The organism is Ruegeria sp. CDSB114, assembly GCF_059611025.1.
This window is the reverse complement of record NZ_JBXWOT010000001.1, coordinates 24882-49266: the sequence shown is the minus strand read 5'-3', so window position 1 is coordinate 49266 and position 24385 is coordinate 24882. Positions and strand designations below refer to the sequence as shown.

The 24385-nt window shown below is 57.1% G+C and carries 24 protein-coding genes; 16 read left to right on the top strand and 8 right to left on the bottom strand.

All coding sequences use genetic code 11. From position 1 onward, the window contains the following. Positions 1-8: 8 nt before the first annotated feature. Genes AC2FIP_RS00230 through mdoH form a run of 3 tightly spaced genes read left to right on the top strand, consistent with a single transcriptional unit; the run spans position 9 to position 4587 of the window. Positions 9-1226, top strand: coding sequence for an OpgC family protein (locus AC2FIP_RS00230; protein ID WP_496784728.1), 1218 nt, complete (start codon positions 9-11; stop codon positions 1224-1226). Next, positions 1223-2722 carry an OpgD/OpgG family glucan biosynthesis protein gene (locus AC2FIP_RS00225; protein WP_496784726.1) on the top strand — a complete coding sequence of 500 codons (1500 nt, stop codon included), beginning with the start codon at positions 1223-1225 and terminating at the stop codon, positions 2720-2722. The genes AC2FIP_RS00230 and AC2FIP_RS00225 overlap by 4 nt, the downstream gene beginning before the upstream one ends. Further along, on the top strand, positions 2719-4587 hold the full coding sequence (gene mdoH, locus AC2FIP_RS00220) for a glucans biosynthesis glucosyltransferase MdoH (RefSeq protein WP_496784724.1): 1869 nt from the start codon (positions 2719-2721) through the stop codon (positions 4585-4587). The genes AC2FIP_RS00225 and mdoH overlap by 4 nt, the downstream gene beginning before the upstream one ends. Here the strand turns inward: mdoH and AC2FIP_RS00215 are convergent, their stop codons facing one another. Then, complete coding sequence (locus tag AC2FIP_RS00215) at positions 4588-5403, bottom strand: CE1 family esterase (protein ID WP_496784722.1); 816 nt, start codon at positions 5401-5403, stop codon at positions 4588-4590. Next, positions 5400-5873: a rhodanese-like domain-containing protein gene (locus tag AC2FIP_RS00210; protein WP_496700614.1), complete on the bottom strand. Its 474-nt coding sequence runs from the start codon at positions 5871-5873 to the stop codon at positions 5400-5402. Before AC2FIP_RS00210 ends, AC2FIP_RS00215 begins: the two co-directional genes overlap by 4 nt. Before the next feature lie 226 nt (positions 5874-6099). Between AC2FIP_RS00210 and AC2FIP_RS00205 the strand changes: the two genes are divergently transcribed. Genes AC2FIP_RS00205 through selD form a run of 7 tightly spaced genes read left to right on the top strand, consistent with a single transcriptional unit; the run spans position 6100 to position 14195 of the window. Continuing rightward, entirely contained in the window at positions 6100-8973 is a 2874-nt protein-coding gene (locus tag AC2FIP_RS00205; protein ID WP_496784720.1) for a monovalent cation/H+ antiporter subunit A, read from the top strand. Then, a complete protein-coding gene (locus AC2FIP_RS00200) occupies positions 8973-9332 on the top strand; it encodes a Na+/H+ antiporter subunit C (RefSeq protein WP_142632852.1) in 360 nt (119 codons plus the stop codon). The genes AC2FIP_RS00205 and AC2FIP_RS00200 overlap by 1 nt, the downstream gene beginning before the upstream one ends. Further along, positions 9329-10873 (top strand): monovalent cation/H+ antiporter subunit D, encoded by a 1545-nt coding sequence (locus AC2FIP_RS00195; RefSeq protein ID WP_496784718.1) that lies wholly within the window; start codon positions 9329-9331, stop codon positions 10871-10873. The genes AC2FIP_RS00200 and AC2FIP_RS00195 overlap by 4 nt, the downstream gene beginning before the upstream one ends. Then, positions 10870-11370, top strand: a complete 501-nt coding sequence (locus tag AC2FIP_RS00190) for a Na+/H+ antiporter subunit E (protein WP_496692434.1) — start codon at positions 10870-10872, stop codon at positions 11368-11370. The genes AC2FIP_RS00195 and AC2FIP_RS00190 overlap by 4 nt, the downstream gene beginning before the upstream one ends. Continuing rightward, complete coding sequence (locus tag AC2FIP_RS00185) at positions 11367-11636, top strand: K+/H+ antiporter subunit F (protein ID WP_142632846.1); 270 nt, start codon at positions 11367-11369, stop codon at positions 11634-11636. The genes AC2FIP_RS00190 and AC2FIP_RS00185 overlap by 4 nt, the downstream gene beginning before the upstream one ends. Positions 11637-11643: 7 nt before the next feature. Further along, positions 11644-12030: a Na+/H+ antiporter subunit G gene (locus AC2FIP_RS00180; RefSeq protein WP_142632844.1), complete on the top strand. Its 387-nt coding sequence runs from the start codon at positions 11644-11646 to the stop codon at positions 12028-12030. Between the two features lie 5 nt (positions 12031-12035). Continuing rightward, positions 12036-14195: a selenide, water dikinase SelD gene (selD, locus tag AC2FIP_RS00175; protein WP_496784716.1), complete on the top strand. Its 2160-nt coding sequence runs from the start codon at positions 12036-12038 to the stop codon at positions 14193-14195. On the opposite strand, the gene mnmH is transcribed toward selD, so the two are convergent. Together mnmH and AC2FIP_RS00165 are read right to left on the bottom strand one after the other, a co-directional pair. Next, complete coding sequence (mnmH, locus tag AC2FIP_RS00170; protein WP_496784714.1) at positions 14186-15238, bottom strand: tRNA 2-selenouridine(34) synthase MnmH; 1053 nt, start codon at positions 15236-15238, stop codon at positions 14186-14188. The genes selD and mnmH overlap by 10 nt on opposite strands. Before the next feature lie 44 nt (positions 15239-15282). Continuing rightward, entirely contained in the window at positions 15283-15948 is a 666-nt protein-coding gene (locus tag AC2FIP_RS00165) for an SOS response-associated peptidase (RefSeq protein ID WP_496784712.1), read from the bottom strand. Between the two features lie 55 nt (positions 15949-16003). Between AC2FIP_RS00165 and AC2FIP_RS00160 the strand changes: the two genes are divergently transcribed. Further along, positions 16004-17662 (top strand): tetratricopeptide repeat-containing sulfotransferase family protein, encoded by a 1659-nt coding sequence (locus AC2FIP_RS00160; RefSeq protein ID WP_496784710.1) that lies wholly within the window; start codon positions 16004-16006, stop codon positions 17660-17662. A gap of 65 nt (positions 17663-17727) precedes the next feature. On the opposite strand, the gene AC2FIP_RS00155 is transcribed toward AC2FIP_RS00160, so the two are convergent. After that, positions 17728-19305 carry a bifunctional metallophosphatase/5'-nucleotidase gene (locus AC2FIP_RS00155; RefSeq protein ID WP_142632834.1) on the bottom strand — a complete coding sequence of 526 codons (1578 nt, stop codon included), beginning with the start codon at positions 19303-19305 and terminating at the stop codon, positions 17728-17730. Positions 19306-19412: 107 nt separating this feature from the next. On the opposite strand from AC2FIP_RS00155, the gene AC2FIP_RS00150 reads away from it, so the two are divergent. Genes AC2FIP_RS00150 through arsC form a run of 4 tightly spaced genes read left to right on the top strand, consistent with a single transcriptional unit; the run spans position 19413 to position 21572 of the window. Next, positions 19413-19751 carry a DUF952 domain-containing protein gene (locus tag AC2FIP_RS00150; RefSeq protein WP_496693347.1) on the top strand — a complete coding sequence of 113 codons (339 nt, stop codon included), beginning with the start codon at positions 19413-19415 and terminating at the stop codon, positions 19749-19751. Then, positions 19748-20179, top strand: coding sequence for a DUF1330 domain-containing protein (locus AC2FIP_RS00145; protein ID WP_496784708.1), 432 nt, complete (start codon positions 19748-19750; stop codon positions 20177-20179). The genes AC2FIP_RS00150 and AC2FIP_RS00145 overlap by 4 nt, the downstream gene beginning before the upstream one ends. Next, positions 20176-21234, top strand: a complete 1059-nt coding sequence (locus AC2FIP_RS00140; protein ID WP_496784706.1) for a quinone-dependent dihydroorotate dehydrogenase — start codon at positions 20176-20178, stop codon at positions 21232-21234. Before AC2FIP_RS00145 ends, AC2FIP_RS00140 begins: the two co-directional genes overlap by 4 nt. Next, on the top strand, positions 21231-21572 hold the full coding sequence (arsC, locus tag AC2FIP_RS00135; RefSeq protein ID WP_496784704.1) for an arsenate reductase (glutaredoxin): 342 nt from the start codon (positions 21231-21233) through the stop codon (positions 21570-21572). Before AC2FIP_RS00140 ends, arsC begins: the two co-directional genes overlap by 4 nt. Here arsC and AC2FIP_RS00130 read toward each other — a convergent pair. The 3 genes from AC2FIP_RS00130 to AC2FIP_RS00120 are packed head-to-tail and all read right to left on the bottom strand — an operon-like array spanning position 21569 to position 23829. Next, a complete protein-coding gene (locus AC2FIP_RS00130; protein WP_142632825.1) occupies positions 21569-22885 on the bottom strand; it encodes an MATE family efflux transporter in 1317 nt (438 codons plus the stop codon). The genes arsC and AC2FIP_RS00130 overlap by 4 nt on opposite strands. A gap of 6 nt (positions 22886-22891) precedes the next feature. After that, positions 22892-23410: a PaaI family thioesterase gene (locus tag AC2FIP_RS00125; protein WP_271948008.1), complete on the bottom strand. Its 519-nt coding sequence runs from the start codon at positions 23408-23410 to the stop codon at positions 22892-22894. Then, positions 23410-23829: a PaaI family thioesterase gene (locus AC2FIP_RS00120; protein WP_142632821.1), complete on the bottom strand. Its 420-nt coding sequence runs from the start codon at positions 23827-23829 to the stop codon at positions 23410-23412. The genes AC2FIP_RS00125 and AC2FIP_RS00120 overlap by 1 nt, the downstream gene beginning before the upstream one ends. Positions 23830-23942: 113 nt before the next feature. Between AC2FIP_RS00120 and AC2FIP_RS00115 the strand changes: the two genes are divergently transcribed. Next, positions 23943-24311, top strand: a complete 369-nt coding sequence (locus AC2FIP_RS00115) for a MerR family transcriptional regulator (protein ID WP_496784702.1) — start codon at positions 23943-23945, stop codon at positions 24309-24311. Positions 24312-24385: the final 74 nt, after the last annotated feature.

The following is a 24385-nucleotide window of genomic DNA, read 5'->3' as shown; positions in this document are numbered from 1 at the left end:
GAACTCGTATGGCGACTCTATCGCCCGCTTCTGATTTTGCACCTGTGGCAGCCACCTCGGCCGCCCCTGTTAGTACGCGCGACCCGCGTCTGGATTTCTATCGCGGAATTGCGATGTTCATCATCCTGATTGCGCATATTCCCAACGACTCCTGGGCCAAGTGGATCCCTGCCCGGTTTGGTTTTTCGGATGCAACCGAGATTTTTGTTTTTTGTTCGGGCATGGCCTCGGCCATCGCCTTTGGCGGCGCGTTCCTGCGCAAGGGCTGGTGGATGGGCACTGCGCGGGTATCATACCGGATCTGGCAGGTTTACTGGGCGCATATCGGCCTGTTCTTCTTTGTCGCGATGACGATGGCTGCGCTGAATCAAACAGGCCTGTTTGAGAAGAACTACATCTCGTCCCTGAACCTGCAGCATTTCTTCAATGATCCTGCGCCGCAGATCGTCGGCCTGTTCACCCTGACCTACGTGCCGAATTATTTCGACATTCTACCCATGTATCTGGTGGTACTTGCAATGATGCCGCTGTTCATGGGCCTGTCCCGCATCGGATTCTGGGCGGTTGCAGCCACATCCGTTGCTATCTGGCTCGTGGCGCAGACCGACGTTCTGGACCTGCCTGCCGAGCCCTGGTCGGATCGTCAGTGGTTCTTTAACCCTTTTGGCTGGCAGTTGCTGTTCTTTACAGGCTTTGCATTCATGCGCGGCTGGATCCCGGCCCCTCCGGTGTCAAAAACGTTGATCTGGGCAGCGGCGCTGTTCCTGATCTTTTCAATGCCCTTCGGGTCGTGGAAAGTGTTCACATGGGTGAATGCCGCAGCCCCGGACTTGGCCGATGAAATCCGCAAAGTCTGGCCCATCACGAAGGAATTCCGCGACAAGACCGATTTCGGTCTGTTTCGCTACATGCATTTCCTGTCGCTGGCCTATCTGGGCTGGGTCGCTGCTGGCGAGCATGGACACCGCCTGATCGCAACCGGTCAGAGCGCAGGCGCCAAAGCTTGGCAAATCGTGCTAACCCTGGTCACCAAAGTGGGTCAGCAATCACTTGCCGTATTCGTATTTTCCATGGCAGCAGCACGACTTATCGGCGTTGGGCTCGATTTGTTTGGGCGGGATTTTGCCACTGTCTTTGTCGCTAATATGATTGGCTTTGCCATGATCATCAGCGTGGCCTATTTGGCCGCGTGGTTTAAGTCACAACCCTGGAAATCAAAGAAATGAAATTCACACGTCGCGCATTTCTGGCCACGACTTCGGCGCTTGCCTTCGCCCCGGCTACCTTTGCCGTGGGCGGAGAGGTCCCGTTTGACCGCAGTGACGTGATCTCGCTGGCCCGCGAGTTGGCCGCAAAGCCCTTTGCCGAGCGCGAGATGGTCCCGCAGGAATGGCAGGACCTGACCTATGAGCAATACCGCTCGATCCGGTTCCGCCTGGATCGTGCGCTTTGGTTCGAATCTGAGACGCCTTTCAACGTAGATTTCTTTACGCCCGGGCTTTATTTTCCGCGTACGGTTCAGGTCTCGACCGTCGAAAACGGCATGGCAAAACCCGTAGCCTTCGATCTGTCGATGTTTGACAAGTCGACCGAGGTTCCTCAGTTGCCCGTCGACGACACGCTGGGTTTTTCGGGCCTGCGCCTGCGGACTGAAATGCACCGCCCCGGAAAAACCGATGAGTTCTGTGTGTTTCAAGGCGCCAGCTATTTCCGCGCCATCGGCCTGCACGAGGTCTATGGCCTGTCGGCCCGCGGTTTGGCCCTGAAAACCGGCGACCCGGACGGTGAGGAATTCCCTGAATTCATCCGTTTCTGGCTGGAACGTCCCAAGCCCGGTCAGCGCAACATGGTGGTTCATGCCCTGATGGACAGCCCCAGCGTGACCGGTGCCTATCGGTTCAACGTCACGGCCGGCGCGGATTGCGTTATGGAGGTCGAGGCCACTCTGTTCCCGCGTACGGAACTGACCCATGTCGGCATTGCACCCGGCACGTCGATGTTCCTGTTCGATCAGACCAATCACAGCCGTTTCGACGATTTCCGCCCTGCTGTGCATGACAGCGACGGGCTGCTGATCCGCAACGGCGCTGGCGAGGTCCTGTGGCGGCCTCTGGCAAACCCGACCCGCCTGCAGTTCTCGTCCTTTGTCGACATGAACCCGCGCGGGTTTGGCCTGATGCAGCGCAAACGGGCGTTCTCGAATTATGCCGATCTTGAGGCGAGTTACCACAAACGCCCCGGCCTCTGGGTCGAGCCAACTGGCGATTGGGGCAAAGGCGCGGTCACTCTGGTCGAAATTCCGGCCGATCAGGAAATCTACGACAATATCGTCGCCTATTGGCGCCCGATGGAGCCCTATGCGGCCGGAAGCCAGGTGGACCTGTCCTACCGCCTGATCTGGGGTGAAGAACCACAGCGCACCCCGATGCCACGCGTGATCAACACCGCGATGGGTGACAACACATTTGGTCACGGCCGTCTGGCAGTGATTGACTTTGAGGCCAGCGAGCTATTCGACGAACCTGAGGCGATGACGATCTTTGTGGACTCGCCCCATGCAGAGACCTCGGAAGGCGTCCTGCAGCGCAACCCCGATACTGGCGGCCTGCGGTTGGCCTTTTCCTTCGAGCCGGGAGACCGGAACCATGTGGAACTGCGGGCACAGTTGCTGAAAGACAAGCAGCCTGCCTCCGAAGTCTGGCTGTATCGTTGGACATCATGAGCAACGATCTGCATATCATGCCGCCTGAGGCACCCCTGGCGATGCCGGAGCAGAATTTCAGCGCTGGGTTCCGTGACGCTCAGGCGCCCCGCAGTAGGCAGGCATCTGCGGGATTCTGGCGTGCGCTGGCGTTCTCGCCTGCGATGGCGGCTACGCTGGGCATGCTTTGGGTCATGACCGACTGGTTCGGAGCCGAAGGGATCAATCTAATCGAAGCGATTCTGTTGGCTCTGATCTCATTCAACTTTTTCTGGATCTCTTTCACGGTCTGCACCGTGTTGTTGGGTATGATTTCCCTGTCGCGGCAGGAACAGCCCAAACGTCAGGGCCGCCCACAGGCGCTGCGCGTCGCGCTTCTTATGCCGGTCTATAATGAAGTACCCTGGAACGTGCTGGGCAACGCCCGCACGATGCTGGAAGACCTGCGCGCGCGGGATGGTCAGCACCACTATGCGATGTTCATCCTCTCTGACACCCGCGACCCCGAGATCGCGGCACAAGAACAAGCCAGCGTCGAAGCGTTGCGCACCACCCTCGCGCCGGGACTGGAACTGTATTACCGTCGGCGAGAACAGAACACAGACCGCAAGGTCGGAAATATCGCAGATTGGGTCAGCTGTTGGGGTGCGGATTGGGATGCGATGCTCGTGCTGGATGCCGACAGCCTGATGACCGGCCGCGCCATCCTGCGCCTGACAAATTCTCTGGCGCGCGACCCCGGTGCGGGCCTGATCCAGAGTTACCCTCAGTTAATTGGCGCTCAGTCGGTTTTTGCCCGGATGCAGCAATTTGCCAATGGTGTTTATGGTATCGCCTTCGCCGAAGGTCTGGCCCGCTGGTGTGGTCAGGAAGGTAACTATTGGGGCCATAACGCGATCATCCGCACCAAGGCTTTTGCCAACTGCGCGGGGCTGCCAAGACTGCGCGCAATGAATGGTCAGGAACAACTGATCATGAGCCACGATTTCGTCGAGGCCGGCCTCATGCGTCGCGCCGGATGGGGCGTGCGGTTCCTACCGCGCATCCGAGGATCCTATGAAGAAACCCCACCAACGCTGATCGACCACGCGTTGCGTGACCGGCGCTGGTGTCAGGGCAATTTGCAACACCTGAAGTTGCTGGGCTCAACCGGATTCCGCGCTGTGTCGCGGTTCCACATGTTCCATGGAGCAGTCGGATATCTGATGTCGCCGCTGTGGTTTGCCTTGCTGGTGATGTGGGCGCTGATCGGTCAGGGCGAGGATGCCTCGGTCCTGCATTATTTCAGCCCCGACAATCCGCTGTTCCCGCAATGGCCCGAGATGTCGGAAACCCGCCACGTGCTGATCATTCTGGTCATGTATGCCATGTTGCTGGCCCCCAAGGTACTTGGCGTGCTTGCCCTGCCTCTTAGCGGTGTGCGCTATGCGGATTTCGGTGGCGCAGGTAAATTCATGACCTCATTCATCTCGGAAGTCATCCTGTCGATCCTCTATGCGCCGATCCTTATGGTGCAACAGATGATCGCCGTCTTCCGGACAATTCTTGGTATTCAAAAAGGCTGGTCTCCCCAGGCGCGCGATGGTGGCAGCTATGGACTGCGGACGCTGATCTTATGTCACACGTTGGAAACTATCAGCGGTACAGCCTTGGGCGCCGGCATCCTATCGGGTCTGGTGTCAATCTGGCTGGCTCCGATTGCCATAAGCCTGGCCTTTGCCATCCCGCTTTCCGCACTCAGCGGCGTTTCAACCTCACCGGCGCGGCGCATGGTCGGAATGAAAGAAGATGTTCAGGAACCGGCAATCACCCGGTCCGCCCGTCTCCACAGGGATGAATTGAAGCGCCTGGTCGAAGGCAAAACTGTCATGACTCCTGCCGAGTGATCAACCACCCGGCAGGCCCTCGTACCACTCTATCATCATATCCGACCACCCCTGCGGCACATTGTGACCACCGGGGAAAAGTGCGAATTCCAACATCGCCCCATCGGCGCATCCGGTCCATCTGCGGCGCATGAATTGCCCGGTCGTGGAAAATCCGCTGGGTTTGGTATCGGCGCATTCGTTTGCGACCCGCCAGATTTCCAGACCGGCAAAGATATCGCCCTGATGGAATCGACCACCGCCCAAAAGGCGCCCTTCCAGCGGGACTACATTGTCGGTCCAGCCATGGGTGTGAAACATACGCACCGGGCCATCGCAGGCCTCGGGATGCGGTCGCCAAAACCCACCTGAAACCGGAGCATAGGCCGAAAACGTATCCGGCGCCGCGCAAGCGAGGTAGTAGACCATGAAGGCCCCCGCAGAAAACCCGCCCAACACGACGCGGTCATCATCGACCCCGAACCGGTCCGACGCATCCTGAACCACCTCGCGCAGAAAAGCCGTTTCGTCACGCCCTTCCCAACCCGGGAAGAAATTCCAGCTTTGGCGGCCGTTACGCTCGGACCCCTCCGGTGCCATAACCGCATATCCGCGCGCAAGCAGAGGATCAACCAAGCTGCGGTTCTTCAGCGTTCCGGTCGCAGTCCCGCCATAACCGTGCAGAAACACCACCAGCGGTGGGTTTTCGGTTTCGGGAAGTTCGATATGGTACCCACCCGACGGCGTTTCGCACATGTCTTCCTGATCGACACAGGCGGCCATTCCTGCATTCGCGATCACGGCCATCCCAACCGACAGAAACAAGCTTCGGATCATTCTGCTTTCCCATCATAGTGTTGAACCGGCAGGCCTGCCCGGACCCAGCCCGGCCCTGCTGCTGAGCCTAACATACCCTCGGGCACGTCGATGATATTTGCGAACCCCGCCTCGGACAGCCGGTTGCTCAGCCGGGCCGAGCGCACACCGCGCGCGCAGATCAGGGCGATTGGGGCATCGAGGTCTCCGCCGACAATCTGCAGCAGCGCCTCATCAAAATCATCGCGACGCATGTCTAGGGGATGCGCGCCTTCGCCCACGCCTGAGGCATCCCATTCGCGTGGGGTACGGATGTCCACCAAAAAAATATCTCCCAGCCTAGCTTGCTGATGCGCATCCCCGACACTGATCCGACCGCCCGCATAGCTCTGCGGGATCAGGCGGTATTCACGGATTGCAAAACCGCCCAGAACAGCAGCCGCACCAAACAGCAGAACCTTTCGCCGTGTCCGGTTTGCCCCAGCAGCCACTGTAATCCCTCCTGATCCGATGCGGTCCTATGTATCACAGCAGCTTATCCAATTCCGTGTCGAAATTAACCTGCCTGTTCAAGTTCGTGTCATCGCCGCTTTACCTGTACCATCCTCTGCCTTGGGGCCCCTGAACAGGCAGAATGGCTTGCAATCGCTGGACACTCCGCGAATTATCCTTACAAAATCAATAGCACTTTTGACCGCCCAGACCGGAGTATCGCAGTTGTCCCTATTCCTCATCGCGGCCCTTCCCTTCCTCGGAGCTGTATTCCCAGCCCTTTTGATCCGGGCTGGACGAAACGCAGCAGCCTCGGCCGCTGGGTTGACCACTTTTCTGGCGCTGATGGGGCTGTTGATTCACATCCCAACCGTGATGCGCGGCGAGGTCGTTACCGCCCGGTTCGACTGGATTCCGGCACTGGGCCTAAACGCCAATTTCATGTTGGACGGCCTTGGGTTTCTGTTCGCGCTGCTGATCCTTGGCATCGGTTTGCTGATCATCCTCTACGCCCGGTTCTATCTATCGCGCGAAGACCCGATGGGGCAGTTTTACACCTATTTGCTGCTGTTTCAGGGAGCGATGGTGGGAATCGTTCTGTCGGACAATATCCTGCTTTTGCTGATATTCTGGGAACTTACCTCGCTTAGTTCATTCCTTTTGATCGGATATTGGAAACACCTCCCCGAGGGACGACAGGGCGCGCGTATGGCGCTGGCTGTGACCGGCTCTGGCGGCTTGGCGATGATTGCGGGGATGCTGATCCTGGGCAATATCGTTGGCTCTTATGACCTAAGCGTCATTCTCCAGAACAAAGAGCTGATCCAGTCTTCACCCTATTACATGCCAGCGCTGATCCTGATTTTGCTGGGGTGTTTCACCAAATCGGCACAGTTCCCCTTCCATTTCTGGCTGCCACACGCGATGGCCGCCCCTACGCCAGTATCAGCCTATCTGCACTCGGCCACGATGGTGAAGGCAGGGTTGTTCCTGATGGCCCGCATGTGGCCCGTTCTGGCGGGTACTGATGCGTGGTTCTACATTGTGGCCACAACCGGCCTGGTAACCATGCTGATCGGGGCCTGCATCGCCCTGTTCAAAGACGATCTCAAGGCGCTGCTGGCGTTTTCGACCGTGTCGCATCTGGGTCTGATAACCATGCTGCTGGGGTTTGGAACCAAGATAGCCGCCGTTGCTGCCATCTTCCACATCATCAACCATGCGACGTTCAAAGCAGCCCTGTTCATGACCGCCGGGATCGTGGATCACGAGGCCGGGACCCGCGACATCAAGCGACTGGGCGGATTGCGCCATTTGATGCCCATCACCTTCACCATCGGGACGATTACCGCACTTTCCATGGCCGGTCTACCTCCGCTGAACGGGTTTCTGTCCAAGGAGATGATGCTGGAGGAAACGGTCCACACAACCTGGCTGCATTCGCATTATCTTGTGCCCGGACTGGCGCTGCTGGCGGCCTTGTTCTCTGCAGCCTATTCGTTCCGCTTTGTTGGTCACGTGTTCCTTGGTCCAGTACGCGACGATTACCCAACCCATCCACATGACCCACCGGCCGGGCTTTGGCTTGCACCCGCTTTCCTGGTCGTGCTTGTCGTCCTGATCGGTCTTTATTCCAACGCCATCGTAGGTCCGCTGGTGGCGGTTGTTTCAAGTGCGGTAATCGGGGGCGAGAAACTGCCCTATTATTCGCTGAAACTCTGGCACGGGTTTACGCCTGCCCTATATATGTCCGCGTTCGCGACACTGGGTGGCCTGGCCTTGCTGGCACAGCATCGGCGCGGTGAGTTTATCTGGAATGCGCTGCCCAGACCCGAGGCGAAGACCATTTTTGACGCAGTGATCGCTGCGCTTACGACAACCAGCCGCTGGGTCACAGATACTCTGCATAACGGGGTCCTCAGCCGGTATGCCGCCATCCTGATCGTCTTTACAGTTGGGCTGGGATATTATGCATTCGCCACCGGATCTATTGGCGTTGAAACACGCACGCCCCTACCCGTTCAGATCATTCCGTTCATTGGCTGGATCTGCCTGATCGCCGCGACGCTGGCCATCATGTGGTTTCACCGCAACCGGCTGTTGTCCTTGGTGCTGATCGGGGTCGTGGGCCTGATCGTCTCGATGGCCTTCAACTATCTGTCCGCACCCGACCTTGCCCTGACACAGATTTCTGTCGAGGTAGTGACGATGATCCTGCTGTTGTTGTCACTGAACTTCCTGCCCACGGACACGCCCTGGGACAGCAGCGCGGCGCGGCGTTGGCGGGATGCGGCAATTTCGGTCGTGGCAGGCATCGGATCAGGTGCGTTGATCTACGCGTTGATGCTGCGGGATTTCGGTTTCCCGAGCATTTCCGAATTCCATCTGGCCAACTCCTATAAGGGCGGCGGAGGCACCAATGTGGTCAACGTGATCCTGGTGGATTTCCGTGGCTTTGATACCTTCGGCGAAATCATCGTTCTGGGCATTGCCGCCCTGATCATCTTTGCCCTGACCGAGGCGGTTCTGGAAACCAATGTCCGGGGGTATTTGCTGAACCGTAAACCGCACTGGCCGCAATCGGGTGACTCTCATCCGTTGATGATGGTCGTGGCGACAAGAGTGATGATGCCGATCGCGCTGATGGTCGGGGCCTATATCTTTTTCCGCGGCCATAACCAGCCAGGCGGAGGGTTCATCGCCGGTCTGGTCGTCGCCATCGCCTATCTGATGCAATATATGGCCAGCGGCTATACCTGGGCCATCGAACGGCAACGGTTCTATTATCACGGCACAATCGGCTGGGGCGTTCTGATCGCCGCAGCAACTGGAATTGGCGCATGGTTCAATGAACGTCCCTTCCTGACCAGTGATTTCGGATATCTGACCTGGCCGCCGCTGGAAGAGTTCGAATGGGCAACCGCCATGCTGTTCGATACCGGCGTGTTCCTTGCGGTTTTGGGCGCGGTGATGCTGGCACTGGATAGCCTGTCCCGCTTGGCCTGGCAGCCCGGCATGGCGCAGGAATTCCCGATGGATATCAACCCGCTGCGGGACGATCCGCCTGAAGAAGAACAAGAAGAAAAGGAGCAGGTCTGATGGAAGCGCTCGTAGCCTCTGCGGTTGGCGTGATGACCGCCGCCGGGATTTTCCTGATCCTGCGTCGCCGGACTTTTCCAGTCATTCTGGGACTGTCTCTACTGACCTATGCGGTGAACGTCTTTTTGTTTGCCACCGGGCGGCTGGCTTTGGACGCGCCGCCGGTTCTGAACAAATATGAAGAGGTCGCCTATACCGATCCCTTGCCGCAGGCCCTGGTGCTGACCGCCATCGTGATTTCATTCGGGATGACTGCGGTGATCGTGATGATCTCGCTTTCGGCTTACCTGTCGGCCAAGGATGACCACATCGACATGGCCGCTCATGACAATACGGACGCGCCGGGAGAAGACGCATGAACCATTGGATCGTTGCGCCAGTCGTCCTGCCCGCGATTCTGGCTCCGTTCATCATCATGGTCCTGCGGTACCACCTTGATTTGCAGCGTATATTCTCGGTCGCCGGTGTCGTGGCCCTGCTTGGCATCGCCCTGACAATCACCGCACAGGCCGCAGGTGGAGACATTCTGGTCTATGAGTTGGGCAACTGGCCAGCGCCCTTTGGAATCGTGCTGGTGCTGGATCGGTTATCTGCCATGATGGTCTTGCTGACCGCGCTTTTGGCCCTTCCGATAGTGCTTTATGCGATTGCCTCCGGATGGGATGCACGCGGCAAGCACTTTCATCCCTTATTCCACTTTCAGCTTATGGGCGTATGCGGTGCCTTTCTGACAGGTGACGCCTTTAACCTGTTCGTGTTCTTCGAGGTATTGCTGATCGCGTCCTACGGTTTGATGACGCACGGCGGTGGAGCCGTTCGGCTCAAGGCAGGCGTGCAATATGTCGCCTACAACCTTTTGGGCTCAACGCTGTTTTTGTTTGCCCTTGGCACGCTCTATTCAGTGACCGGCACGCTGAACATGGCGGATATGGCTGTGCGGATTGCCGAGCTTCCGCTCGAAGACACCGCTCTGATAAGAGTGGGTGCTGCCCTGTTGCTGCTGGTATTCTGCATTAAGGCTGCAGTTCTGCCGCTGCATTTCTGGCTACCGGCCAGCTATGCGAATGCTCCTATGCCAGTTGCCGCGCTGTTTGCGATCATGACAAAGGTCGGGGCCTACTCGATCTTGCGCATGTACACGCTTGGCTTTGGCCCCGAGGTATTGGTTGCGCATGATCTTGTGATCAACTGGCTGCAACCTGCCGCTTTGGTAACTCTGGCCGTTGGTACAATCGGCATATTGGGCTCACGACACATCGCGCGCCTTGTAGCCTTTTGTGCAATCGCGTCGATGGGTACCCTGCTGATCGCGATTTCCCTGTTCACCGAAACAGCAACCGCCGCCGCTTTGTTCTATATCTACCATTCGACGCTTGCGACGGCGCTGTTGTTCCTGATTGCTGATCTGGTGATCGAGCGGCGCGGAGGCGCAATTGCCCCAAAGCACCCTATGGCACAGACCGGACTGATTTCCGCACTGTTCTTTATTGGTGCGATTGCTTTGGCCGGGATGCCGCCCCTGTCTGGGTTCATCGGCAAACTGCTGGTCCTGGACGCCGCGCGAGATGCACCAGACGCAAATACGGTCTGGGCTGTGGTATTGATCGGCTCATTCGTAACCATAGTAGGGCTGGCCCGCGCCGGAACTTTGATCTTTTGGAAAAGCCATGACGCCAGCTTGGCCACCGACCAAGCCGATACAACTGACGGCGAGACCGCCTTTCAGACAGCCCCGGAACCTTCGCCCGGGTTGGCCTTCACGTCGGTATTTGCTTTGATCATCGGTCTGGTCATGCTGACATTGTTTGCCGGGCCTGCAATGAACTACGCTACCAGCACAGCGGAACAGTTGTTTGCACCCGAAAACTACATCTCGGCCGTGTTGGGAGTGGAAGAATGAAAAAACTGCTTCACCGGATATTCCCGCACCCGCATCTGACTTTCCTGCTGACGGTCGTGTGGATTTTGCTGGCAAACACACCATCGCTGAATTCACTGGTGTTTGGCCTTGTGCTGGGGATTATCATCCCCTTCGTCACACAGCCGTATTGGCCAGACCGGCCCGTTCTTCGGAATTGGCCGATGATCACCGAATACATATTGGTGGTTCTATGGGACATTGTTGTCGCCAATATGACAGTTGCCAGGATCATCCTGTTCAAACGGGATTCCGACCGTGAACCGAACTGGGTCTGCATTCCGTTGGAACTGCGCACACCCGAAGCGATTACGGTTCTGGCCGGGACAATCACCATGACCCCCGGCACCGTCAGTTGCGATCTGTCCGCGCAGGGTCACAACTTACTGGTACACTGCCTCGATGCGCCAAACCCGGACGAAGTACGGGATCAGATCAAGCAACGATACGAGCGCAGGCTAAAGGAGATTTTCGAATGATCGAGCTAGCAATCTACTTTGCCTTTGCCTGTTTCGGCGCAGCCATCATGATGTGCCTGTGGCGGATCATTACGGCCGATGGAGTGGGCACCCGGGTTCTGGCGCTGGACACGATGGTGATCAACACAATCGCCCTTATGGTGCTTTACGGGCTATTTCTGGGGACCGAAATCTTCTTCGAGGCTGCCATGATCATCGCCATGCTCGGCTTTGTCTCAACCGTTGCCTACGCGCGTTTTATGCTGCGCGGCAATATCATCGAGTGAGGGCGATATGTCGGTAATCTTCGAATTCCTGGTCGCCTTCTTCCTGGTTGTTTCAGGCATATTTGGTTTTGTCGGATCGTACGGGATGATCAAGCTAAAGGACCCGATGTCCAGGCTTCACGCCCCCACCAAAGCGACAACGCTTGGGGTGGGTGGCGTTCTGATCGCCTCAATCATCCATTCCGTATTGATCGAACATCACCTGTCTCTGCACGAGCTGCTGATCACGCTGTTTCTGTTCCTGACTGCTCCGATCACGGCCCTGTTTATTGCCAAATGGCATATTCACCGCCATGAAAAGCCGCAGGATCTGCCGGACGCGGGTGAGGACAAAATCTGGGCCACACATGCGGTCGAACAAGTCGAAGACGTTCCTGATCACAGAAACACCTGATACCTATGCATAGACCTCCGTTACCCCTGACCCGCGATCTGGTTCTTATCGGCGGCGGTCATACGCACGCGCTGGTGTTGCGAAAATGGGGGATGAACCCCCTGCCTGGCGCGCGCCTGACGGTCATCAACCCCGCGCCTTCAGCCCCCTATTCAGGGATGCTGCCCGGTTTCGTTGCCGGTCATTACCGCCGGGATGACCTGGATATTGATCTGGTGCGCTTGGCTCGCTTTGCCGGGGCACGGGTGATATTGGGTGCCGTCGAAGGGTTAGACCCTGACCGGCAAGAGGTACATGTGCCCGGCCGACCGCCCGTCGCCTATGATGTAGCCTCGGTTAATGTTGGCATTACATCCGACATGCCGGCCCTGCCTGGATTTTCCGACCATGCGGTCCCCGCAAAACCGTTAGGGTCTTTTGCCGCCAGGTGGGCCGAGTACCAATCTGGCGCAGGCGCCGCCTCGGTTGCCGTGATCGGTGGTGGTGTTGCCGGGGTCGAGTTGATCATGGCGATGGCGCACGCTCTGCGCTCTGCTAACCGCAGCGCCCGGCTGACCCTGATCGAAAGTGCTCGGGCCTTGAGCGCGATTGGCGCCAAGGCGGCTTCGATCATTCGCACTGCAATGGCTGAGCTGGGCATCGACGTGATCGAACAGGCCGCCATCGTTGAAATTCATGCGGATCACATCCGGTTGGAGGACGGGCGCCAGATTGCGGCTGAATTCGTAACGGGGGCGGCGGGGGCCAAACCCTATGGTTGGATGGCGCAGTCCGGGCTGGATCTTCACAATGGCTATATCACGGTGAATAGCAGGTTGCAGTCCAGCAATCCTTTTGTGTTCGCAGCCGGCGATTGTGCCCATCTGTCAGAAAACCCCAGACCAAAAGCAGGTGTCTATGCCGTCCGAGAAGCCCCGGTTCTTTACGACAATCTTCGGGCCTCACTGGGTGTCGGAAAGATGCGCCCCTATCATCCGCAAAAAGATTACCTCAAGCTGATATCGCTGGGTGGGAAATCCGCATTGGCCGAGCGATTGGGAACCTCGCTCAGTGGTCCGTTGATGTGGAAATGGAAGAACCATATCGACCAGAATTTCATGAATAAGTTCCGGAATCTGCCGCAGATGAAAGCAGCAGAGTTGCCCCGCGACCACGCTTTGGGCGTGCCCGAAGTCCTGGGTGAAAAGCCTATGTGCGGTGGGTGCGGCGCAAAGATTGGGCGTCGCGCTTTGCGCAGTGTTCTGTCTGATTTACCGCCCCCCGATCGGCAAGACGTAATACCGCTTTCAGGTGACGATGCGGCTTTGCTTCTCACCGGCGGCGCGCGACAGGTGATGACCTCGGACCATTTGCGCAGCTTTACCAATGATCCGGTTTTGATGACACGGATCACGGCCATTCACGCATTAGGTGATATCTGGGCGATGGGTGCGGCACCGCAGGCCGCCACCGCGACGATTATTCTGCCTCGGATGTCACCCGCACTGCAACAACGTACCATGTCAGAAATCATGGCCACCGCCAGTGACGTCATCCGCGCAACCGGGGCCGAAATCGTCGGAGGCCACAGTTCGATGGGGGATGAGATGACCATCGGGTTCACTCTGACCGGCCTGTGCGAAAACGACCCGATCATCTTGTCCGGGGCCCGCAAGGGCGACGCTTTGATCCTGACCAAGCCGATTGGCAGCGGCGTGATCATGGCCGCTGAAATGGCCGGTTTGGCCAATGGCATCTGGGTCGCAGAGGCGTTCCGCCACATGGTTCAGCCGCAAGGCGAAGCCGCGCGCATTCTGTTCAGCGCCCATGCGATGACCGATGTGACCGGGTTTGGTCTGGCAGGGCATCTGCAGGGTATTTGCGGTGCCTCGGGTTGCGGTGCGGTAATTGCTCTGGATGCGGTTCCCGTGATGGCCGGGGCCGTAGAGCTCAGCGCAAGCGGTGTTCGGTCCACGATCTTCGAGGACAACCGCGCCATCGCGCCTGAACTCGCCAACGGACCCAAGGCTGATCTTCTTTTCGATCCTCAAACCGCCGGAGGGCTATTGGCCGCTGTCCAAGCCGATGACGCGCCAGGCCTGTGTGCAGACCTACGTGCGGCTGGATATCCGGCAGCAATCATCGGCATGATCGACGATACGCCGGGTTTAAAACTTCAGAGCTGATCCAGGACCTGTTCGACCCGCACAGCGACCTCTTTCAGACCGGCACTTGCCAGCGAGGGCACCTGGATCGAGGCTACAATTTCGGCGCTGTGTACGCGCGCGGACTTGGCATAAGCCGGGTCGTAATGCTGTTCCATAAGTGACCGTGTAAGGGCCAACTTGTTATCCCCGTCAATAAGCGCAAACCAACTATCCACCACCTCATGCCCACGGTGAGACCTCAGCGGCGACAGGAGATCTTTCAACCGCTCGGCATCGCTGAGGACATCGTCATATGCCGAGACCAGATATTCCGCGCGCGCTTCTATCGGGGCATCAATCTGAATACGCACGGCCGCACACATGGCGGACCAAAGCCTCGGCGGCAGGATCAAAGAGCCGATTTTGGACGATTCCGCTTCGACTACGACAGGACGGGTGGGGTCAAAACCACAAAGTTCTGCGGCCAGCGCGGATTCGAATGCCTTTTGACTGGGTTGTCCGCCCGGTATTGCCCCCAGCAACGACCCCCGGTGATTGGCAAGCCCTTCGAGATCCAGAACCTGGACACCACGTTCCTGAAGGTGTGTAAGCAGCTCGGTCTTTGCTGTGCCCGTATACCCATCCAGAAGGACGAATTGAAACGGCAACGGATCGTCATACAGATACCGGCTCACCAAGCGGCGATAAGCCCGATAGCCGCCCTCGACAACCTCGGCCCGCCAGCCAATCTGTTGTAGCATCCAGGTAAACGAACCAGATCTCTGCCCACCGCGCCAGCAATATACAAGGGGTTTCCACCCTCCTTCGTGATGGGACAGGCTGTGTTCAATGTGGTTGGCCGCATTCCTGAAAACCAGAGCCGCCCCCAGCTTGCGGGCCAGAAACGGGCTTTCCTGGACATAGATCGTCCCGACGCGCGCCCGTTCGTCGTTATCCAGAACTGGCAGGTTGATAGACCCGGGCAAATGATCCTCCGCAAATTCAGCCGGGCTGCGCACGTCTATGGTTGTGTCGAACTCATGCGCGTATAACTGCTGAAGGCTGGTGATTTTCAGAACCATGTCAACGATCTAACCCGCGTTGAACCGGATGGAAAGGCACGGTGTCAATCTGCGATGGGATCGACAAGCGTCGGTCCACTGGCCCGATTGGAATTGACGCCCGGATCGACACGATGAAAGGTAAGAATATCTTCCTGCCCCGGAGACAGCAGCCGCGCAGCCCCTTTGCCCACTTCACCCAACCATAAAGGCCAGTTTTCGGGTTCAACAATCAGGGGCATGCGGTGATGAATTCTGCCCAAATTGCGGTTCGCTGGTGTCGTAACGATAGCGCATGTTCCCTTCTGGTCGCCCTCGGGGCCCCAATCTTGCCATACCCCGCCAAAAGCAATCGGGGCCCCGTCTTTTCTGAAAATATACCAGGGCAGCCGGTCTCCGCTCTCGGTTTTGGTCCATTCATAAAACCCGCTAGCAACGATCAGACATCTGCGTTCTCTGCAGACCGCCCTGAAAGCCGGTTTTTCAGCTAGCGTTTCGGCGCGGGCATTGATCAACAATGGCCCAGCGGTTTTAGACTTGTACCAGTGTGGTAAAAACCCCCAACGCAAGGCATCCAACTGACGCCCGGTTTCGCCTGCCCTGACCACATGCACCTGACATGTCGGACAAACGTTGAAATTCGGGACAACAGGCAGAGCATTGGCCGGGCGCGCAGAAAACAACTGGGCCATGGCATCATTTGGAAGGGTTATTGCAAACCGTCCGCACATAGGTAATGAACTTTCAACAATCGTTTTCTACAGGCACAGGTTCTCACGGGGTCATATGCAAAATCAAACGGCGAAAACCTTAAAAGTCAAAGCTGTCGCAGCGCTGGAAGAAGGCAAATTCCAGGCTGCGCTGAAAAAGGCTCAACTTGGCGTAAAAAAGTTTCCGACCGACTCGGATTTTCATGCCATTTCCGGTTTTGTTCTGACCGAGATGAAACAGTATAAAAGGTCGATCCCGCATTTTGTCGAAGCCGCGCGGATGAAACCTGACGATCCGCAATTCGTCGAAAACCTCGCCAATGCTCTTATGCAAACCGGCCAGATGGCCAAAGCCTTGGAATATGCCGAACTCAAGGCCGAAAAATTCCCAGCCAGCAAGGAACTGAACCGGGTCATTGATGAGATTACGCTGAAAGGACAGAATTGGCGCCTGATCATTGATCACGTGACCAAAAAACTTCAAAGCGACCCTGAAAATGTCAGCCTGTTGTCGACTCGTGCCCGCGCCTATGGCCGCATCGGTTATATCGAGCACAACTCACGCGATATAACCAAGGCGTATGAATTGGCACCGGACAACGAAAAGATAGCCTTTCAAAAAGCCGTAAATCTGCACCAGAGTGGCGACAAAAAGGGATGCGCCAATATTCTGCAGGGCATCTACGCCAAAGAACCTTTCCATGTTGCCACCCTTCTTCAGCTTTCGACAATGTCCAGCAAAGAGGGCGCCCCGAAACTGATGGAGGCGGTAGAAGCAGCGATATCCGAAAGCGTACACGAGTTGTCGGAACTGGAATTTGCCAAGGCCCACCTGATCCAAAAAGCCGATAGCCTTGGCGCAGCACTGCCGCAATTTGCACGTGCCAATGCCATCCAACACAATGTCAAACCCTATGATTTAGAGGCGGAAGAACAGAAGTTCGAACGTATCACTGGCCTGTTCCCTGTAGGGGGAAGAGTTCCTTGGTCCGAACAAACCGATCAGCCGGTTCCGATCTTCGTTCTGGGCCAGCCGCGCTCTGGCACAACGCTCATGGAAATGATGCTGAGCTCCGCGCCAGACATTGCTGGCTGCGGCGAACTGACGGTTGGGGCCGATCTTTCGCGCGACTACGCACAACATCGCAAGACCTTCGATTCCACTGCCGCAGCGAAATATGCCAAAGAGTTCCGAGAGTTGATGCCGCCGATCCCCGATGGCTCGACCACTTTTGTTGACAAGATGCCCCACAATTTTCAGCGGGTCGGCTTCCTGTTGTCGGCATTCCCAAACGCCAAGATAATAAACATGCTGCGTGATCCGCGCGATGTCGGTCTTTCGAAATGGATCCGCCGGTTCCCTGCGGGGGGCATGAACTATGCCTCGAATCTTGAAACCATCGCCCATTCTGCCAACCTGTATCGTCGCTATATGGCGCATTGGGATGCTGTTTTTGGCGACAAGATCCTGACCGTTCCATATGAAAAGCTTGTCGCGGACCCCGAAACCTATAGCAAGCAGGTCGCCGCTTTCTGCGACCTCGAATGGACCGAGACGATGATGCATCCGGAAGAGAATACCAAACAGGTCCGGACTGCCAGTATCGACCAGGTTCGCAACAAAATCTCAACCAAATCCATTGGGGGATGGCGATCTGTGTCGGAACATATCCAGCCCATGCTTGCGGGTTTTGATACAGGGCTTTGGCCGGAATACGACATTGATCAAGGCTGAAGGTTAGCTGAATGAAATAGGGCCGCATCCCAAGGTGCGGCCCTTTTCGTTTCGCTCTGGTCGCCTTACTTTTGCTTGATGCGACCGTCCAGATAAGGCTGGTAAGGCGCGTTTTCGGCTAGGTATTCCGCCGTGACATCCGCCAGATCCGGGCCAAAGTCATAGGCATTTTTATCGTCGCCTTCGAACATACTGTACCCGTCACCGCCATTTCTGACGTAGTTATTGGTAACGACAAGGTAAGTCGCCGCCGGATCAATCGGGGTAAGCCCATCGCCGTTAGATACCATGACCTCTGATACGCGCCCTTCGTTTGGTGCCACCGATGCGTCCCAAACAAAGGTCAGACCGGCAACCTGCGGAAAGCGGCCCTTGACCTCTTCTACCTGGCTCACGCCATTTTCAAGCGCGTCAACGATGCCTTGTCCGCTGATCTCAAAGGTTGAAAGCGTATTCTGGAACGGCAGCACGGTCAGAACTTCACCCATGGTCACATCGCCGGGGTCAATCGAAGCACGCAAGCCGCCAGAGTTCGCAATCGCGATATGAACGCCCTGATCTGCAACCCGCGCAAGCATGGCATCAGCGACCAAATTGCCCATCTGACATTCCTGAACACGACAGATCGAACGGTCACCCTCAATCGCCTCAGACGTGCTGGCCACGACCTTATTGCGGATTTCGTCCAAAGGAGCGGCCAGTTCCGCGATACGGTCCAGCGAGGCCTGATCTTCGGCCACGTTGTTGTCCATGATCAGCGGCTCACCAGCCGCCGCGACAACATTTCCGTCGTCATCAAAAGTGACATTCAGCTCGCCCAGGAATTTGCCATAGGCATAGGCCTGAATGATCTGCACGCCATCGACCACTGTCGGATAGGGGCCAACAGCCTTGTCAGAAACGTTGGACAAATATGTATTGGAATGCCCACCTACGATTACGTCAACGCCGGTCGTTTCCTGTGCAACACGCTGGTCGACAGCATATCCCGAATGGCTGAGAACGATGATCTTGTTCACGCCTTCCGCGGTTAGCTTGTCCACTTCGGCCTGAACCGCGGGAACCGGGTCCGAGAATGTGATGTTCGGGCCAGGAGAGGCCAGTTCATGCGTGTCTTCCGGCGTCAGGCCAACAAGGCCAACTTTTTCTCCGCCGACTTCAATCACTGTAGACTTTTTGATCTTGCCATTCAGCAATTCTTCGCCGGAAAAATCCGCGTTCGACATCAGCACCGGGAAATCAACCGTGTCGATAAAGCCGCGCAGGACTTCCGGGCCATCATCGAATTCGTGGTTGCCCACGGTCATAGCGTTATAGCCCAGTTTGTTCATGAACTCGGCCGCGACCTTGCCCTTGTAATAGGTATAGAACAACGAGCCCTGAAACTGATCGCCGCCATCTACCAGGATCGAGTTTTCGGCACGTCCGCGGGCTTCTTCCACTGCTGTCACGAGACGGGCAGATCCGCCAAAACACTTACCTTCGGCGTTGTCATCTGAACTACAGCCGCTGTCATATTTGTTGATCGGCTCGATACGCGAATGAAAGTCGTTGGTGTGCAGAATGGTCAGTTTATATTCGGCGGCGGCCATTCCTGCAGTCAAACCCAGCACAGCAGCCGAGGCTAGGAAACGGGTGAACATATTTTAACTCCCTTTGTTAATTGCCAAGATGTTGCGCCGCCTTCAGCAAAGAGTCAAAGGGGGAAATCCGGCTTGAATCTAGCCGCAGCGCGGGGCATGACCGTTCTATGCTGATTTACAAGATTTTCCGCGCCAACGAATGGACGGCGCTGCAGACCGATGGCGCCACGGATGGTGCTCCGATTGATGTTTCGGACGGTTTTGTCCACTTTTCGACAGCTGAACAAGCTGCGGAAACCGCTGCCAAGCATTTTGCTGGCGCCGAAGGTTTGACGCTGTTGGCCTGCGATGCTGACGCGATGGGCGAGGACCTGAAGTGGGAGGTTTCGCGGGGGGAGGCTCTGTTTCCGCATCTCTACCGTCAAATCCGTATGACCGACATTATCTGGTCTTGCCCCCTGCCCTTTGACGGCAAGGCGCATCACTTCCCGGACGACATGAAATGACGGGGTATATAGACCCGGATCGCGCCCAGTTTGAGGCCTTCAAGGTACTGGATCGTGACCAGCCTATTGAGATGCTGAACCTGGTGAGGTTCCGCGACCGGGCCGAATATCCATCGGGGCACGAACTGGCCAAAAGCGGTCTGTCGGGCGCTCAGGCCTATCGAAATTATGGGATCGAAACCGCGCCGATCATTACCCGCCTTGGGGCAAAGATCATTTGGCGCGGCGCGTTTCAGACTACGTTGATTGGCCCAAAGGATGAGCTATGGGACGCGGTATTTATCGCGCGTTACCCATCGGCCCATGCCTTTCTGGAAATGATATCCGACCCTGATTACAAACAGGCGGTCGTGCATCGTCAGGCTGCGGTGAAGACCTCTCGCCTGATCCGGTGCGCGCCGACCGAAGGCGGAGAAATGTTTGGATGAAACTGACTGAAAAGCTGGGGCTGGCTGCCCTGCACCGGCTGGATCCGGAAACCGCACATACCCTGTCGATCAAGGCCCTGAAAGCGGGGCTTACGCCTGCGCCGGGGCCGGTCACCTCGCCGCGTTTGCGGACCAAAATCGCCGGGCTGGATCTGCCCAATCCGGTTGGTCTGGCAGCTGGGTTCGACAAGAACGGAGAGGTTCTTGGCCCCCTGTCTCGCGCCGGGTTTGGGTTCATCGAAGTCGGTGCCGTTACCCCACGCCCGCAGCCCGGCAATCCCAGGCCGCGCCTATTCCGCCTGACCGAAGACCAGGCTGCCATCAACCGCTTTGGCTTTAACAACGAAGGGATGGAGGCAATGGCCCGTCGTCTGGCAGCGCGCCCCAGGGATGCGGTGATCGGACTGAACCTTGGTGCGAACAAAGACAGCGATGATCGACCCGGCGACTTTGCCAAGGTACTGGCCCATTGTGGGGCGCATCTGGATTTCGCTACGGTCAACGTGTCATCTCCGAACACTGAAAAGCTGCGGGATTTGCAAGGCAAAGCGGCGCTGAGCGCTCTGTTGAGCGGCGTGATCGAAACCCGAAACACCCTAATGCGCCCTCTACCAGTATTCCTCAAGATCGCCCCCGATCTGACCGAGGATGAGCTGCGGGATATCGCCGAAGTGGCCCATGCATCGGGCGTTGATGCGGTCATCGCCTCGAACACCACTTTGTCGCGCGATGGGTTGCGCAGCGCACACAAAGACGAAGCAGGCGGCCTGTCCGGCGCGCCTTTGTTCGAAAAATCCACCCGCGTTCTTGCCCGGTTTAGCCATTTGACCGACGGTCAGATTCCGTTGATCGGCGTTGGTGGCATCAGCACAGCAGAACAGGCCTATGCCAAGATATGCGCCGGTGCTTCGGCCGTGCAATTCTACACCGCGATGGTTTTCGGTGGTATCTCACTTGCGGCGGAAATCGCGCGAGGCTTGGATGACTTTCTGGCGCGCGACGGGTTTGAAACAGTTGCGCAGGCCGTTGGAAGCAAAAGACAGGACTGGATATGATCGAATACTGGCACAATCCAAGATGCTCTAAGTCTCGCGCAGGGCTCGCTTTGCTTGAGGAAAACGGAGCGCAGGTCGAAATTCGCAAATACCTTGAGGATACGCCCTCGGCAGACGAAATCCGGGCCGTACTTACACGCCTTGATATCCCCGCCATCGACCTGATGCGGACTAGCGAAAAGCTGTTCAAGGAACTGGGCCTAACCAAGAATACCGCTCAGGATGACCTGATCACAGCAATGGCGGCCTATCCGATTTTGATCGAGCGTCCGCTTGCAATCAAAGGGGACAACGCAGCCATTGGTCGCCCTACTGAATCCCTTCTGGACCTTCTTTAGGCGACCAAAGCCTCAAGCTTGGGGTATCGCCATCCCAGCGTGCAGGCACGCGCGATGTTCAAGATCATCAGCGCGGCCCAAAGGCCGTGATTGCCGAGCGCAGGCACCAATATGAACAGGGCCAAAACATAAATCGCAACCGAATGGATCATCGCATTGCGCATTGCGCGCGTCCAGGTCGCGCCTATGTAGATGCCGTCAAACATCCAGCTTGCCACACCGATCACCGGCGCCAGCGCCGCCCAGACCAGATACTCGCGTGCGGCTAGTCGCACCTCAGGTGCAGTTGACATCAGGTCGATCAACGCTGGCCCGGCCAGATAGAAAACCGCACCAAGTACAAATGCACCCCCTACCCCCCATTGCGAAGCCATGGCCGCGGCTCGGCGCACCTGATGCCGATCCCGCGCGCCAATGGCGCCGCCGACCAGTGCTTCGGCGGAAAAGGCGAACCCATCCAGTGCAAAGGCGGTGATTTCGAGAAACTGCAGCAAGACCTGATTGGCTGCCAGATTAACATCCCCCAGATCCGACCCGACGAAGAGGAATGTGGTAAAGGCGCCGGTCAGCAATACCGAGCGGACCATGATGTCACCATTCACCTGCATCATCCGACGCAGACGCGTGGGATCGAAAATTCGCGGCCAGTCACGCCATTGATTCCCGGTAAAAGCACTGCGGCAGAGCCAGAGACCCAGTGCCAGCCCGCTCCACTCGGCGATGAGCGTCGCGATGGCCACCCCCTCGACGCCCCAACCCAGACCAAGCACAAACCACAGATCCAGCAGAATATTCAGCCCGTTCATCCAGACCTGCAGGACAAAGACCCCACGCGTACGTTCAATCGCAATCAACCAGCCAGTGATGGCGAACAGCGCAATCGTTGCCGGCGCACCCCAGATGCGTATCCGCAGATAGTCGCGGGTCAGCGCCTCAACCTCGGGGCTGGCGGGGGAAAGGGCAAAAGCCCCTTTGAACAAAAGGACTTGGGCCAATATGAAAACCATACCTGCCGCACTGCCCAGCAATATGCCCCGCATCAGCAGCGCACCGGTTTCTGCAGTGTCACCTGCCCCGCGCGCCTGCGCCGCCAGGCCGGTGGTCCCCATCCTCAGAAAGCCGAATATCCAGTAGATCGAGGCCAGAATCACGGCCCCCATCCCAACAGCCCCAATCGGCGCAGCCAGACCCATCTGCCCGACTACGCCAGTATCCACGGCCCCAAGGATCGGAACCGTGGCATTCGACAGCACGATGGGTGCTGCAATTTTAAGCACGCGCCTGTGCGTGATGGGTGCCGAGGCGTCTTGCATGGAAATCTACTCAGCTTTCGATTTGGACTGCGGCATCAGAAAATGCCCGCTGGCCTGTGCGAAAGGACGCTGATGATTGTCCTGCCACGCTTCGACACGAACCGACGCATACCGGCGCCCTAATCGGCGAACAAAGGCACGCGCATAGGCATCCCGAGGCAAGCCCGATCGCAGGTAATCAACGGTGAAATCGACTGTTTTTGGAAACATGATGGTTTCATCTTGAAAGACCGTGCTGGCATCCAATTCGCCGTTTTCGATCCGGGGAAAGAAATACTCCCAACTCAGGGTGATAACCGCGGTTACTTCCAGAAAGGCAGCCGTCACACCACCATGAAGCGCCGGAAGCATCGGGTTTCCGATCAGCTTTTGGTCAAAGTTCAGTACCCCGGTCAACTCATTTCCCCGCCGGTCAAATTCGATTCCGAGAAACTGAATATATGGAACACCATCCACGATTGCCTTCAGTGCTGCATCGCGACGCTGTTCGATGAGCTGCATGGCTTCGGGCCGAGGTCGTGACATCATCGGCTCTCCACTGTGAATGAACCGGTGGCGGTTGCCACGGGCAGGTCCTTGTCCTCATCCATCGCAGTTGCGCGGACAAAGGCCACGTTTCTGGTGATGTGATAACAGACAGCATGTGTCGTAATGCTCTGCCCTGGCGTCGCCGGGCGCATGTAGTCTATCCGCAGATCTATTGTCGCGGTGGCGCCGGGCGAAGAAGGATGGCACATGACCGCGGAACCGCAGCAGGTGTCAAGCAGGGCAAAAACCGCCCCGCCATGGATCACACCCGTGCGTGGATCACCGATCAGTTCGGCCTTGTAGGGCATCGAAATCTCGGCCTCGCCATTACCCATTTTGGTGAGTGTCAAACCCAAAGCTTTGGCATGCGGAATGGCCTCAATAAACTGTCGTGCTATAGCAGCTTTGTCGACCATCTACTTGTGTCCTCTCTGTTTCTCCCTTTATGAGCGTCAGGCTAGCAAAAGAGCAAGCCCGCCTGTTGCGCTTGAAGTCGCCACGTCCTACGCTGTTTCGAAGGAGACCAGGAATGCCCGACAACCGTTTGTCATTCAAAGAGATGTGCGCCGAGTTTGACGTGACTCCACGTACCCTGCGCTACTATGAATATATCGAACTTCTGCAGCCTGACCGCGAAGGCCGAACTCGCTATTACGGGCCTAGGGAATGCGCTCGGATGACGCTGATCATGCGGGGACGGAAATACGGATTTCCACTGGAAGATATCCGCCAGTGGCTGCTGATCTACGAAGATCAGGGGAATCAGGCACAGATGAAGGCCTTCATCGAAATGGCCGAACATCAGCTTGTCGAACTGAACAATCAGAAAAAACAGTTGGATGAAGCCATAGATGCCTTGGAACAAATGCGTGACCAGACCGCGAAATTGTTAGACTAGGCATTGCTGCCCGGCTGACCGCGTTTACTATCGGATTTGCCAAAGCCAAAAACAGACCCTTCCTGGGCTCTTTT